Consider the following 13,643-nt stretch of genomic DNA (forward strand, 5'->3'; position numbering starts at 1 on the left):
GGGTCAGGCTTTATAAACCTTCTACTTAGGCAGTCTCAGTGACTTTTTCATGGGTCAATGACCGAATCAGCTCAACTTCCTTTTCATCATAAGCCGTGCCATCCGGTTTAAGCAGATCATGAAACCATAGATCTTTTTCTTTACCAGATACCCGGATATCTGTCCAGGGCAGGTGTGTCTGTGTACGACCATTCACCAATCCCCACTGGTAACAGGCGACACGGTGTGATTTAAAGATTGGAAGCTGTTCTTCGAGACGACTGCCAACATGGCGGGCCAGCCATTCAGTGCAGAGCAGTGGGCGCTGATATTTCTCGTCAAGGTAGTGAATGATGCTCTGCATTTTGTCAGCGGAAACATAAGCGTGGAAACTGATAATGTCAGAGAGCTCCAGGGCCAGTCGGTCAAATCGACGGTGGTAAAAAGGATCTTTTTGTCCTGTCAGCAGGTAATCTAGACTGATATTGCCTACCAGTGGCAGTTTAACATTGACCGTGGTGCCCACTTCGTAGGCGCCTGCCGTCAGTGGCTGCGTTGGCGATTCCTGCCGTGCCCAGACAAAGGCCTGTTCTAATAATTCCGTTGCATGGGATGTCAGTCTGGGGTCTATCAGCTTCCAGTTAAATCGTCCGAACACTGCAGAATTCGCAGGCTCATTGTACAGGTCCCAAAGTAGAACCCGGTTATCGTTCCGGAATGTGGAAATAATATCCCGAATGTAGGCTTCAACTTCTTTCCACTGACGTTTGTCTTTAACCACTTTTCGGCCGGGGCTGGCAGCAGCCTGACTGTTATGGATACCCGGAATCGGTGGTTTCTGTGGACCAAGGTAAGGTTCATCACCGGAGAATCCACAGTCATCCATCAGGCAAAGCATGACGTATATGCCATGTTTTTCGGCAATGTTCAGGAATTGGTCGATACGCTGGATCAACCCATCCCGGTCATGCTTCCAGACAATAAAAGGCAGGTTGGTTCTGAGTGTGTTGTAACCGATGGCTGTTGACCAGCCAAGCTCCTGGTCAATGGTGGCAGGGTCAAAAGAGAGTCCCTGCCAGAGTTCGGTCCAGTTGACGGCTGTTCTGGGAAGGTAGTTGAACCCCCGCAGCCAGGGCAGCGCTGAATACCACTGCTGTGCCTTCTCGGCAGACCACTTGCCGGACATCAGGTGTCTCCGTTATTGGTTTTCTATGCTCTCGAGAGCCGAAAGAATGTCCTTTTTCCGGATTTGCGCGAATACTGTTCTTCCCTGTTGTTCTGTTGCTTCGATCTGTTGCAATGCTGATTCAAACAGAGACCTGGCCTTACCGAGGTCACCTTCACCATTAAGGCTCATGATGTATCCGTATTGAGTCAATAGCTCCAGGCTGTCAGGGTTTCTGGTGAGCGCTTCATCAAACAACTCGATAGCTTCTTTTTTATCACCATAAGAAAGTGGCCAGCCAGGTGCCCAGTAGAGTGCGGATGCCAGGCTCGCTTCTGCCATGCCATCAAGTGCCATTGGCGAGAGCTCGATGGCTTTTTCCAGATCCTTTTTGCCCTCTTTTAAATAACCCAATGATTTTACACTGTTGAGGGCATTGGCAATTTCAAGGTTGCTATTGGCTTTAACAATTAACAGCTCTACGTCGTCTGGTGTTGCGATCAGTGCCTGAGTTGCTTCTTCCAGTACCCGTTCAAGTTCAGCGACTCTCTTATCCGTATCACTTTCCTGAAGTGCCTGAATCCACTGACTCTCCAGCTCGTAGCCAGCGCTGAGCTGGTTTGCATGGGCAGTAAAGGAGAGGAGGGCGAATGTAAAACTGGTAATCAATGTGGTAACAAGCTTCATGGTAGGGCTCCATCAGCAATCGATCAGTCTTTGTATTGTTAAAAACTGAATTTTTTTCATTTTTATTGTTTGTGCTCATTTAAACAGCATCCGGGATAATATGAAAGCCTTCATTGGTTCAGTGTTTATTTAACTGGCCAATCCTGTATTGTTTCAAAAGGAGAGGAAGGCAACGGTATGCGGTTTCAGAGAATCATGGTTGTTTCACGAGATTTCTCTGGTATATGATAAAAACATGATAAAAATTCACATTATGGAGTGATGGGGGAGAAAATATGAAAGCAGTAGGCAGGGTGCCGCGCTGGCGGCTGGTATTATTCTCCTTTGGCAACTTTGGGTGGATGCTGACTGCCTTCTGTTTTATGTCAGTCATTAATTACTTTTATTTTCCACCCACTGTAGAGGGCGTCGAGCCGATACCGGAGTTAATCAACCGCGCGCCCGTTTTTATGGGGCTGACAGTGCTTGGCCTGATACTGGCGGTATCCCGGCTGTTTGATGCGATCACCGACCCCCTGATCGCCAATATGAGTGACCGTTTAGTACATAAATTCGGTCGCCGTCGTATATTTATGGCAATTTCCCTGATCCCCTTTGCCATCTGTTCTGTTCTGGTGTTCACCCCTCCTGATACGTCCCCTACGATCTTGAATGCCGTCTGGGTGGTTGTTTTTGGCATTCTCGCTTACTTGTTTATGACCATGTATGTCATGCCTTATACCGCGTTGATTCCCGAGCTGGGTAAAACGTCTGAGGATCGGGTATTTATTGCTACGGTTAACTCGGTTGCCTGGGCTCTGGCTTTTGCCTGTGGTCAGCTGGTGTGGGTGATTAAAGATACGCTGGAATCCTCAGGTATGGATGCCATGATGGCAATCCGGGTCTGTGCAGGATTGTTTGCGGTCTTGGGTGGCCTGGCCATGCTGGTGCCGATTCTGGCCATTGATGAAAGCAAGTACTGTGATGGAAACACCTGCTCAGAGCCTGTACTTGGTGCCATGAAGTCAGCATTTACTAATCCTGATTTTCGCATGTTCTCACTGGCTAATGTCGCGACTTTTATGGCGACGTTTTTTCTGGAAACCGGGGCTATCTATTATGTCACCATGCTAATGGGAATGAGTGAGGCAACAGCTTCACTGATTATGATTGTGATGTTTGGCTGCAGTTTTGCCTGCTACCCCTTTATCGTGAAACTGACCCGTCGGATTGCCAAAAGAAATATGCAGATGTTTGCCATGGCACTGCATGGTCTTCTGTTTGCACTGATTCCCCTGTGTACTGTCCTGCCGGATGCCGCGTTGACGGGGTGGGTGATTATTCTGTTACTGGCCATACCGACCGCCATTAACAGTATTCTGCCAACCGCCATTATGGCGGACATTGCCAAGTCTGATGGCAACCGCACCGGTAGTCATAAGGAGGGGGTGTTCTTTGGTGCCATGAATTTCAACATCAAGGTGGCCACATCAGTGACCAGCCTGATTTTTCCCTCGTTGCTGATTATTGGCAGCAGCGATGGGGCTCCCAGCACTTTTGGGGTTTCGCTCACTGCGCTGGTGGGTGCGGGCCTCTGTTTTGTCGCTGTACTGGCGTTGAGGTTTTATGATGAGCAACGGGTTAACCGTCATCTGGATGATGAACAGGATGAGACGCCTTCTCAGGGTGAAATGACGGAATCCATTGCCTGAGATCTCGGCCTGTATGTTTTTACTCTGACGTACAGATTACGTACAAAGACATCAACAGGCCCTGAAAATAATAAGAATAAAATGGAGTAACCTGACTGTGTTTCTTTCCAGAATCACCGCTGTTTTTATCAGTGTCAGCAGCCTGGGGCTGCTGACTTTTCTCTTTCTGTTCCTGAAGTTTAATGCCCCGGGGCTGACAGCATTTGGGCTGATTACTGCCATAGCTGTGATTTATGGCCTTATCTACACCATTGCATCGGTTCGTCTGGTCACCCGGTTGTGGGCTAAACGATCAGACCCAGAGAGTAGACGGGTAAAACCTTTTTTTTATTCTCTGTCTTTTCTGGCAACCGCCGCTCTTCTGGTTATCGTGTTTCTCGACAGTACTGTTTTCGACTATTACCAGCCGGTCAGTATTTTTGATGAAGTGATTGCGGCACTGGGTGTTGCCTGGGGCTTTTTAGCCATCGCCATGCTGTTTTCTGCGTTGCCTCGCCACCGAAATGATCAGGCAATATTGAAAAACACGGCAACCGTAGGACTAATTGCCATTTTGGGCTGGCCATTGATGGGGTCTCTGAACTGGGTCAATAACCCGCAATATAATGATGAGTTGAGTGATGTTCAGGATCTCTTTGTGGGCGGTGTTGATGGTTACGCCATCTACCGGATTCCCGGATTGCTGGTGGTTCCAGCAGGCAGTCAGCTGGGTAATGGCGAACAACTGAAGTCTGACCTCTTGATTGGGGTGGCTGAAGCCCGCCGCGATGCCGCTCTGGATACCGGTGTTATTGATCTGGTGACCAAAGTCAGTAAGGACTGGGGTAAGAGCTGGAGCCAGCTGAATGTCGTCTGCACCTATGAGGACAATAATAAGCGGGGTAAATGCGGCAACCCCACACCGGCCTTTGACCAGGAGACCGGCATTGTTCATCTTGCCCACAATATCAGTAACGAAGCCAGGCAGCATTGGCCAGTGATGATCACCAGCCGTGATGGTGGCCTGACCTGGAGTGATCGTGAAGTGCTGCCCTTTAAGGGGCTGATTTTCGGGCCTGGGCATGGTATCCAGAAACAGCAGAATCCAGCGAAAGGGCGTCTGATTATTCCGGGCTATCTGAACCAGAAGGTTGAAGGCCGTGCCAACCAGGCTGTGGTTCTGTTCAGTGATGATCATGGCAATACCTGGCAGACCAGTGAGCCACTCAATACCGGTGATGAAACGGCCATTGCTGAACTGGCCGATGGTCGTATTTATATGAATACCCGTCAGCATGCAGCCCTGGGTCGGGCACCTGCCCCTAATGGACGTTGGGTGAGTACGTCTTCTGACGGTGGGATAAACTGGCTGGAGGCAGAAAAGGATCTGTCTTTGCTCACGCCGGTTTGCCAGGCTTCCGTTGAGGGATATGGCGAAAAAGGTTTACTCTTTGCCAATCCGGCCAATACCCGGGCACGGGTTAATATGACCGTTCGATACAGTGAGGATCAGGGTAACAGCTGGAAGAACAGTGTTACTGTCTATCCTGGCGCTGCCGGTTACTCCGACCTTGGTACACTCTCCAATGGTGATGTGGCTGTTCTGTTTGAGAACGGAGTCATGTCTTACTCGGAAAAAATCACCATTGCCATGGTTCCAGAAAGCCTGATAACACCTCAGTAAACAGATGTGAAGAATAATAATAAAAGAGAGTCCGGTTGTACCGGTAGGTTGGGGGAGTGTAATGGATATCAATAACCGGGTTCCGAGATGGCGACTGGTGCTTTTTTCATTCGGGAATTTTGGCTGGATGCTGGCTGCGGCCAGTTTTGGTTCAGTGATTACTTACTTTTACTTTCCACCAGAGGTGGAGGGTACTACTCCCATACCTGAACTGATCACACGGGCACCGGTACTGATGGGGCTAACAGTCCTTGGTATTATTCTTGCCCTTTCCCGCTGTTTTGATGCCATAACCGACCCACTTATTGCCAATATGAGTGACCGCTCGACTCATAAGTTTGGTCGCCGTCGTGTATTTATGGCTTCCGCATTACTGCCTTTTGCACTGACAACGGCTCTGGTCTTCTGGCCACCCGATTATGCCTCCAGTACCTTGAACGTTATCTGGGTCTCAGTCTGTGCTCTGCTGGCTTACCTGTTTATGACCATGTACTGCATTCCCTATGGCGCTCTCACTCCTGAGCTTGGGAAAACCTCCGATGACCGGGTTTTTATTGCAACCTGTAACTCCATTGCCTGGGCACTGGCCTTTGCTTTCAGTCAGTCAATCTGGGCCTTGAAGGGTGAGCTGGAGTCCATGGGGTTTGATGCCATGACCGCTATCAGAATGTGTGCCATCTTTTTCTCTATTGTGGGTGCACTGGCCATGGCTGTCCCGGTGCTGGTTATTGATGAGAAGAAATACTGCGATGGTAATCAGTGCTCGGAACATGTATTCAGTGCCATGAAGTCCGCTTTTTCCAATGTGGATTTTCGCATGTTTACGCTCTCCAATCTGCTAACGTGCATGGCCACATTCTTTCTGGAAACCGGTGCTATCTACTACGTGACCATTTTGATGGGGATGAGTGAATCCACAGCGTCATTGGTCATGATTGTCATGTTTGTCTGCAGCTTTGCCTGTTACCCATTTGTCGTGAAGTTAACCCGTCGTTTCCAGAAACGTACTATGCAAATTTTTGCACTGGTATTGCATGGCCTGCTAATGGCACTGATTCCTCTGTGTACTGTTTTGCCCGATGCGGCTCTGACAGGTTGGATTCTTATTTTGCTGCTGGCAATTCCTACCGCCATTAACAGCATTCTGCCGACGGTTATCCTTGCTGATATTGCCCGTTCGGATGGCAATCGCACGGGCAGTCATAAGGAGGGTGTCTTTTTCGGTGCCATGAATTTCAATATTAAACTGGCCATCTCATTGACCAGTCTTGTCTTCCCTTCACTGTTGATTATTGGCAGTGCCAGTGGCACACCTTATGCGACGGGAGCTTCTATCACAGTCATAGTCGGTGGTGGGCTCTGCCTGCTGGCGGCCCTGGCGCTGAAGTTTTACGACGAAGACCGGGTTAACCAGTTTTTGAATGATGTTCCTGATAGACAGGACGATGGTGAAGGGCTTAAAGGAAATCTTGATTATTCTTAGGGCCTGTTGACGTTTCGTTGCGTGCTCAGTGACCCAGAAAAGCGTCATATGCGCAAAAGGCTTGCGCAGCGTGTAGTTATTCTACATCAAGCAAGCCTGAAAAAGCAGATGGCGCTTTCTGGGTCACCCTTCGGGCGGGTCAGGGCGCGCTTATGATTTCGTTGTGGCATTTTGAAAGGCAACCAGTCTTCCTGCAATGCCTCGCCATAGGCACGCCCTGATCCGCTGAACTCGCAACAAAACGTCAACAGGCCCTAGGCGCCTGGGAAAGGTAAGTAGCAGGAAGTAAGGTTGAATGATGGATGTTTCCAGTGTCAGTGAATTAACTCATTCCCAACGGTTGCCAAGGTGGCGACTGGTGCTGTTTTCTCTGGGGCATTTTGGTGCAACGTTAACCGCGTTCTCCATGGGTATTGTCCTTAGCTATTTTTACTTTCCTCCTGTTGTTGAAGGTAAGGCTGAAATCCCGGAATTACTGCCACGGATTCCTTTGTTTCTGGGCCTTACCGCTCTCGGCATCATAACCGCTTTAAGTCGTGTATTTGATGCGGTATCCAGCCCGTTTATTGCCAATCTGAGCGACCGGTCCAGAAGTCGGTTTGGGCGACGTCGGCTGTTTATGATGGTTGGACTGGTACCCTTTGCTTTAACCTCTATTACTACTTTTTTTCCACCAGATGAAACAGCGACCACATGGAATATTCTGTGGGTTGCGGCCAGTGTTCTGTTGTTTTACTTCTTTATGACACTTTATGTGATGCCTTATGGTGCATTGATTCCGGAGCTGGGTAAAACGGCGGATGATCGTGTGTTTCTTGCAACCATGAGTGCTGCAGCCTGGGGAGCGGCTTTCTGTGTGGGGCAAACGTTGTGGTTCTTCAAGGGAGTGCTTGAGGGGCAGGGGGTATCGCCAATGGATGCCCTGCGCATCATTGTGGTCAGCTTTGCCCTGATGGGTGCCCTCTGCATGCTGGTTCCTATTCTCGTGATTGATGAGAAAAAGCACTGCAGTGGCCAGGTGGCGAGTGAAGGGGCCATCAAATCCATGGGGGAGGCGTTGAAAAACCGGGATTTTACCGTATTTGTGCTGGTTAACTGTCTGACGTTGATGGCAACCTATTTTCTGGAAACGGGAGCCGTTTATTACGTAACGATGCTGCTGGGGCTTTCTGAGCAGTGGGCAACCGCTTTGATGGTCGGTATGTTTGCCATGAGTTTTGCCCTCTACCCTCTGGTCGTCAGAATGACTAAGTTCTATGCGAAAAAGAACATTTATATCGTTGCCCTCATTCTGGAAGGCTCGGTTTTTTCCATGATTCCGCTGGCCAATGATGTTGCCCATCCCATGGTGCTGGCTGGCTTGATTGTTTTCCTGGGGGCGATTCCTATTGCCATTACCAGTATTATTCCGGCTGCGATGATGACCGACATCACTCTGTCAGATACTCGACGTACAGGTGAGCATAAAGAGGGGACTTTCTTTGGTTTACAGAGCCTGAATGTAAAGCTGGCTGGCTCAGTGACCAGTCTGGTTTTCCCGTCTCTGCTGATTATCGGAAGCAGTAACGGCACTCCAACCGAGTTTGGCGTCTCCCTGACCGCCTGGATTGGGTGCAGCTTTTCCTTTCTGGCTTGTGCTGTTTTGTTCTTGTATAACGAGAATCGAGTGAACAAATATTTAAATGAGTCAGCATAAAGAAAAGCCTAGTGTTTAAAAAAACGATAACTTGATTCTATTATTGATCAATAAATACGTCATCAAACATTAACGCCAGCGTCATAAATTGAAGATTAAATAAATACCTTATTCACAACACGAATGAATAAGGCAATGATAAAAAAAATACTGAATCAGGGATGCCTGATCTTTCTGATTGGGCTAACGGCCATATCAAAGACTTTTGCAGATAATAAAAAAGTGCTGCTGGTAGGTATTGATGGGGTGCAGTTTGAACATATTCACAGGCTGCCCACCCCAAACTTTGACCGTTTAACCATCACCAAAGCTTATGCTGGTGGTATTAAAGGTCGCTTCAACCAGCAGAACACCAGCAGTGGGCCAGGATGGAGTACCATATTAACGGGTGTCTGGGTCAATAAGCACGGGATTAAGAGTAACGATACAGGGCCCGCAAACCGAGACTGGCCAAGTATCTTTCGCTTGATTCATAACGCCAATAACGATGCAGAACTCTATTCATTTTCAACCTGGGGCACCATTAATACGCTCTATTTTCCCTATGATATGCCTTTGCTGGCCGCGCGCTCTGAAGGCGGTGGTGATGATAAAAGCCTGAATCTGACACTGGATGTGTTAAGGAATAGCAGTCCGGACTTTATTTTTATACACCTGGATGAACCGGATGGTGCCGGTCACTCTCATGGCTGGGGCGTAGAGTACGATCAGTCCATCATAGACAGCGATAGACGACTGGGTATGTTACTGGATGAAGTTGAGCAGCGGGAAAAGGTGTTGAATGAAGAGTGGCTGGTGCTGGTCACCACAGACCATGGCAGGAATGCGATAACCGGTAATGGTCATGGGAGCCAGACACGCAGTGAGAAGACGGTGTTTATCGCCTCTAATAAAGAGTTGAGTCAGGCATACCAACAATTTGCTTCAATTCCTAATCAGGACTTTGATGGGCTGTACAACACACCGGCACAAACCTTCATAGTACCCACCATTTTGCAATATCTGGGTATTGGCAGTGATCTACTGGGGTACCTTGATGGCTTTCCTCTTCTGGGACCGATCGAGCCGCATCAACGGATGTATGCAACCATCGGCAGTGCTCGTTGCGGGTTTGAATGGGATGCCGATGCCGGCACACCAGTAGCGCTGGAACGCAGTGAGCATATTGCCAAATTCGATTGTGGTGGGAACAGTGACACTCTGCTGGTGAAAGGCAATTTCGTGTATGCCAATATTTATGGTTCTTCCTGTGGCCTTCAATGGAATGCAAAGGCGGGGACACCAATGACGGTCGATGGCAACGAGCATGTTGCCAAGTTCGATTGCAGCCAGGCTGGCGATGCGATGACGATCAGCAGTGACTTTATCTACAGCACCATTGATAGCCATGAGTGTGGACTGGAGTGGGATGCTCAGAAGGGCACACCTGTCACATTAACCAGTGAAGAACACGTCGCCAAATTTGATTGCAGTGGCAGTGCTGATCAGTTTTCTTTTGAACTCATTCAGTAAGTCAGGCAACAAAATGATGTATAGATAGTACTCGTAATCGGATTGTAGAGAAGCGGGAAAACTTATGTCTACTGAGCTTAATACTCTGCATTAAAGCTTAACGAGCTTTTCATTTGGAGATCATGGCTCAATACAGACTGCCTTTGACGATAAGCCTGCTTCTCTGCTTTTCTCTGTGCCCGGGCAAACAGCATCAGGGCAGCTTTTTGTCCGATACTGGAATTTAAACAGCTGTAAAGTATCCGCCTAATATAGGTTGGAATAGCCTGTTGGATGAGCTCGTCTTCAAAACTGCTGATCGCCAGATAACATCCAGGGTCGCCCTGTCGGGCACAGCGGCCTGCCAGCTGGCGATCGATGCGGGGGCTATCATGAAACTCCGTTAGAATGACAAATAGCCCTCCATTATGAAAACTTACGGTATCCAGTTTAATGTCAGTGCCCCGGCCGGCCATATTGGTTGCGATAGTGATACGACCGCACGAGCCAGCTTTACTGATAATGTCAGCTTCCTCCTCACTGTATCGTGCGTTGAGCAATTGATAAGGTAGCCCTTTTGCCTCCAGTAAGTGGGCTATTTGCTCACTGTCATCAATCGTTCGGGTTCCAATCAGTAGGGGCTGTTGCTTATTCAGCGTTTGTTCAATCAGTTCTACTAAGAAGCGCCACTTCTCGGCTTTTGTTTTGAACACTTTTTCCGTGTGAACCGTTCGCTGACACGCCTTATGTCTGGGAATTTTCAGAACGGGGAGTCGGTATATATGCCAGAGTTCATTAGCCACTTCATTTACCGTACCGCTAACACCACAGGTGTGATCAAATAAACGGAAAAATTTCTGATAGCTCATTCTTTCCTGGGTTTCATTCGGTGGGGTAATCGTAACCGACTCTTTTGCTTCTACCGCCTGGTGTAAGCCCAGGCTCCATGATCGGTCAGGCATTTTTCGGCCGGTAAATTCATCGACGATAATAACTTTGTCATCTTCAACGATGTAGTCTTTATCGCGTATATATAATTCTTTTGCCTTGATCGCCTGCTCAACCAGCTCGATAGCTTTACGACTGTTTTGCCACAAACCAGCCATCTCGGCCGTCACATTGAGAATTTTATCAATGCCACTGTGGTTGAGTTGGATGTACTTCTGTTTTGTAAACACGCTGTAATGGGTATGCTTCTCTAAATGCCTGACGATGTCATTAGCTTCTGATATCAGTGTTTCCAGAAACTTATTTTCTCCCGGTGCGGCAATGATCAGTGGAGAAACCGCCTGATCAATTAGAATGCTGTCGACTTCATCCACAATGACGCTGCTGATTCCCCGGGTTACAAGAGCCGGTTGATAGCCCGATATTTGTCCCAGGATATGATACGCGTGTGAATCACCCCTGCGCAGAAGAATTCTGTCTCTAAGAAAGTCTGCCAGCAGTTCCTGGCTAGTGGTGTAGACGATCTCACAAGCGTATTGCTGTCGGCGCTGTTCAGCTGAGTCCTCTGAAATGACAATGCCACAACTGATTCCGAGGAAATCAGTCAGAGGTGATAAGAACGCTTTATCTCTGGTGGCAAGATAGTCATTAACGGTTAATACATGACAAGGGCGCTTACGCCACGCCAGCAATATACTGGCTAAGCCCGAAACCAGTGTTTTGCCTTCACCGGTATCCATCTCCAGAATATAGCCATTCTGAAGTCCGAGAATCGCAATGATTTGCTCGGTATGTGGTCGTAAAGCCAGTATTTTCAACGAGGCAGCACCAAGAAGAGCGATAGCCCTATTAACTACTGATCTGGGTGGATTTGGCTTAATGAAATGAGGACTCAAAGCCACTAATGAGTGAGATATCTCTTCTGTATCCAGTAATGAATACTGATCTATCAACGATTGTATTTCTGATGCCTGCTGACTGAAAGCGCTCAACAGGGTGCTCCTACGTTTAATTTTTCCTGCCAGCAAATCAATATGCTTATCAAGCCCATTGAATACCTTCTGACGTTCATGGCCTTTGAAGTGATGAATGCTAAATGATGGAAGCATCATATTTTATAACGCTTCTGCAGTAGCTGATTGATTTGACGATACAACTGTCTTGCCAATGGCTCCGGAGGTAATCCAATTCTTAACACTCCTGAAACACCGTGATAGTAAAGTGCATTAGACTCTTCCGGTAGCTCTGCATACACCTGAAGAAAGGGTTCTTCTGAGCGAACTCCACTCTGGTCGTCCATTCTTGTGGCCAGTTTTCCACCTCCCTGCCACCCAAGAGCGGCCGATGGAAGCTGCTCACTGTGGAATGGAAAAATGTCCAGAGATTGAAGAGAGATGTTGCTGTATTCCTGCCCCTTCAAGCGCACCTCAGAGCGCTGGATATCTTCCTGAAATAAACGACCATTATCATTTTGTAAAACAACCGCAGAAAATCGATAGCCTTCAAGCGAGGGTGCTCTCTCAATTTGATAACTGACTCATAGGTTAGCTTCAACCTTTCCAGTCATGAACTCAGACCAAAGTTGTTCCCAGCGCCCCTTACTCTGGATCAGTGCTCTTGTTGTCAAAAGCACTTCCGCTCCTGTTGCTTTCCACCTCATTCCAGAACCACATAATCGTTGCTTTACCAGAGTCTTACAAGCCGCTTCAGTAACTCCTGAACCTATTGGCCAATGGCGTTTAAGCGCCTGATGATAATTCATTAACTGGTGATTGTTTGTAAAATAGCTCACAGCTTTGTAGCGCTTCTCTGTCAGTGCGATTGTCTTTTTCGGGAGCTCGGCTGATTCAATTTCCTGAAGGATTTTTTTGGCTGCTCCACGCTTGTTTTTCAAACTATGTAGCCTGTCTTCAAGCCACTGGTGTCGCTTCGCCTTACTGGTTGGAAACAGTGCTTCCGCTGCTCCAGCTAAATATTCAGATGCATGATAAAAATCGAGTATCTGCCCAGAGGTATGTTGTTTCAAATAACTCCAGTTTTCTCTAGCCCCGTCAGCTACCCCGATGTATGTGGCATTTGGGTAGAGTCGTTTTAGATCTGCAATCTCCTCGTCGAGCTTGCTCATAAAGCTTTGTTTACCATACTCTGGCGAACTGGCTGTATATATCGTGTGGAGCCTGTCTCCATCTGCAGAATATAGGCTCAATGTCCCACACATGGCTTCCCTCCAGCCTTCTTCACAAAGCAGCATGCAGGTTCCATCCAGACCAATGGCTATTGTTTCAACAGGCTCTTTTAGTGGAGGAAGGTGGTAGTGAGTGTCTTGCTGGTCTTCAATTAATGCACCTACTCTGTCCGATAAATGCTTGATATAAGAATTTGAAAGCGTCCTTTGATGGTTGGTCTCAAAATCTTCTTTTACCGCAGGCGCTGGCATCTGGCTGTATTTCCAGGCGATAGACTTGGCAAATTTGGGGGTAGCTGAACCAATAATACCGGCACGAAGATCAAGTGCTGCCAGAGTACTGCCACCTCTGACACCCTGATATACGGAGCGCTCCAAAGGTATACGACCGTATAAGGTTTCATAGTGCTTAAGAACCTTTCCTTTGTAGTTCCACTTCTGCTGATTAACGACGATAGGTTCTTTATTGGGTGATTCAAATAGCCCCAATAACTCTTTTGTTCCAAGCTGCCCGGCTTCATTGAGTGCACGCTGTAAACTATCTTCAAGATTCAGCATGTTGCCTGAATCTATAGAAACTTCAATTTGCAAAACGATGCTTTTGGTAGAGCTGGAAATAACAGAAGCGGGCATGACAGTTAACTATTATGAGTGG

Annotated in this window: 10 protein-coding genes; 5 read left to right on the top strand and 5 right to left on the bottom strand. The window is 47.9% G+C overall.

Annotated elements, in window-relative coordinates; translation table 11 throughout:
• Positions 1–25: 25 nt before the first annotated feature.
• Both ACOCLE_RS02135 and ACOCLE_RS02140 read right to left on the bottom strand, forming a co-directional pair.
• Positions 26–1,165 carry a cellulase family glycosylhydrolase gene (locus tag ACOCLE_RS02135; protein WP_419535319.1) on the bottom strand — a complete coding sequence of 380 codons (1,140 nt, stop codon included), beginning with the start codon at positions 1,163–1,165 and terminating at the stop codon, positions 26–28.
• 12 nt (positions 1,166–1,177) lie between these two features.
• Positions 1,178–1,831, bottom strand: coding sequence for a tetratricopeptide repeat protein (locus ACOCLE_RS02140; protein WP_419535320.1), 654 nt, complete (start codon positions 1,829–1,831; stop codon positions 1,178–1,180).
• A 275-nt stretch (positions 1,832–2,106) separates the two neighbouring features.
• Between ACOCLE_RS02140 and ACOCLE_RS02145 the strand changes: the two genes are divergently transcribed.
• The 5 genes from ACOCLE_RS02145 to ACOCLE_RS02165 all read left to right on the top strand — a co-directional run bounded on the left by ACOCLE_RS02145 (position 2,107) and on the right by ACOCLE_RS02165 (position 9,876).
• Complete coding sequence (locus tag ACOCLE_RS02145) at positions 2,107–3,522, top strand: MFS transporter (RefSeq protein WP_419535321.1); 1,416 nt, start codon at positions 2,107–2,109, stop codon at positions 3,520–3,522.
• Positions 3,523–3,619: 97 nt separating this feature from the next.
• Positions 3,620–5,185: an exo-alpha-sialidase gene (locus ACOCLE_RS02150; RefSeq protein WP_419535322.1), complete on the top strand. Its 1,566-nt coding sequence runs from the start codon at positions 3,620–3,622 to the stop codon at positions 5,183–5,185.
• A 61-nt stretch (positions 5,186–5,246) separates the two neighbouring features.
• Positions 5,247–6,668, top strand: a complete 1,422-nt coding sequence (locus ACOCLE_RS02155) for an MFS transporter (RefSeq protein ID WP_419535323.1) — start codon at positions 5,247–5,249, stop codon at positions 6,666–6,668.
• Positions 6,669–7,026: 358 nt separating this feature from the next.
• Positions 7,027–8,364 carry an MFS transporter gene (locus tag ACOCLE_RS02160; RefSeq protein ID WP_419535324.1) on the top strand — a complete coding sequence of 446 codons (1,338 nt, stop codon included), beginning with the start codon at positions 7,027–7,029 and terminating at the stop codon, positions 8,362–8,364.
• Between the two features lie 135 nt (positions 8,365–8,499).
• A complete protein-coding gene (locus tag ACOCLE_RS02165) occupies positions 8,500–9,876 on the top strand; it encodes an alkaline phosphatase family protein (protein ID WP_419535325.1) in 1,377 nt (458 codons plus the stop codon).
• Between the two features lie 77 nt (positions 9,877–9,953).
• Here the strand turns inward: ACOCLE_RS02165 and ACOCLE_RS02170 are convergent, their stop codons facing one another.
• From ACOCLE_RS02170 to ACOCLE_RS02180, 3 genes are all read right to left on the bottom strand, one after another.
• Positions 9,954–11,831, bottom strand: coding sequence for a helicase-related protein (locus ACOCLE_RS02170; protein ID WP_419535326.1), 1,878 nt, complete (start codon positions 11,829–11,831; stop codon positions 9,954–9,956).
• An 80-nt stretch (positions 11,832–11,911) separates the two neighbouring features.
• Positions 11,912–12,229 (bottom strand): hypothetical protein, encoded by a 318-nt coding sequence (locus ACOCLE_RS02175; RefSeq protein WP_419535327.1) that lies wholly within the window; start codon positions 12,227–12,229, stop codon positions 11,912–11,914.
• Between the two features lie 111 nt (positions 12,230–12,340).
• Entirely contained in the window at positions 12,341–13,621 is a 1,281-nt protein-coding gene (locus ACOCLE_RS02180; RefSeq protein ID WP_419532972.1) for an ISKra4 family transposase, read from the bottom strand.
• Positions 13,622–13,643: the final 22 nt, after the last annotated feature.

The sequence above is a fragment of the Endozoicomonas sp. genome (assembly GCF_965196975.1).
Lineage (GTDB): Bacteria > Pseudomonadota > Gammaproteobacteria > Pseudomonadales > Endozoicomonadaceae > Endozoicomonas.